The 842-nt window shown below is 75.7% G+C and carries 1 pseudogene; it reads left to right on the top strand.

The annotated features are described in order from the left end of the window. Positions 1-804 (top strand): annotated as a pseudogene (locus IZR01_RS52835) (hypothetical protein); the annotation flags it as partial. Between the last annotated feature and the right edge of the window lie 38 nt (positions 805-842).

The following is an 842-nucleotide window of genomic DNA, read 5'->3' as shown; positions in this document are numbered from 1 at the left end:
ACCTTCGGCGGCAGCGGCGGCGGTTCCGGAGGCGGCGGCAACGGCGGAGGTGGCACCTTCGGCGGTGGCGGCGGTCCCGGTCCCAACGACCCGTTCGGCGGCGGCAACGGCGGCGGCGGGACCTTCGGCGGCAACGGCGGAGGCGGCAACAGCGGCGGGGGTAGTGGCGGGACCTTCGGCGGCAACGGCCAAGGTCCCGGCCCCAACGACCCGTTCGGCGGCGGAAACTTCGGTGGGAACGGCGGAGGCAACGGCGGCGGTAGCGGCGGAACCTTCGGCGGTGGCCCCGGCGGCTCCCCGGGCGGCGGTGCCGACAAGTACGGTTCCGGCTTCACCCCACCGCCGAGCAGCCTGCTGTCCACTCCTCCGCCCCCGGCGTCCGAGTTCTCCCCGGGCAGCAACCACAGCTCCAGCAACGGCGATCCCAACTTCGGCGGCGGTTTCGGCGGCGGCGGTGGCGGCAGCTTCGGCTCCGGCTCCGGCCCAGGCAGCGGGCTCGGCGGCTCCGGCGGCGGCACGTCCGGCAACTTCACCGGCACCAACGGCCCGAACGCCAACGACCTGGCCGCCAACGACCTCGCGGCCAAGACCGCCGCCGACGGCAACGCCACAGGCGGCGGCATGGGCATGGGCATGCCCCCGATGGGCGGCATGGGCGGCGGGATGCCCGGCGGCCAAGGCGGGGGCAAGGAACGCGAACGCAACACCTGGCTCACCGAAGACGAGGAAGTCTGGGGCGCCCGCAGCGACGCCGTGGGCGGCATCCTCGGCGCGCCGCCCGATCCCGGAAGCGGTCGCTGGTGACCAGTACCAGCAGCACCAGCCGCGGCCCGGCCACCCGC

The sequence above is a fragment of the Catenulispora pinisilvae genome (assembly GCF_015356865.1).
In the GTDB taxonomy this organism is placed as follows: Bacteria; Actinomycetota; Actinomycetes; order Streptomycetales; family Catenulisporaceae; genus Catenulispora; species Catenulispora pinisilvae.
This window is presented reverse-complemented; position numbering and strand designations above follow the sequence as displayed.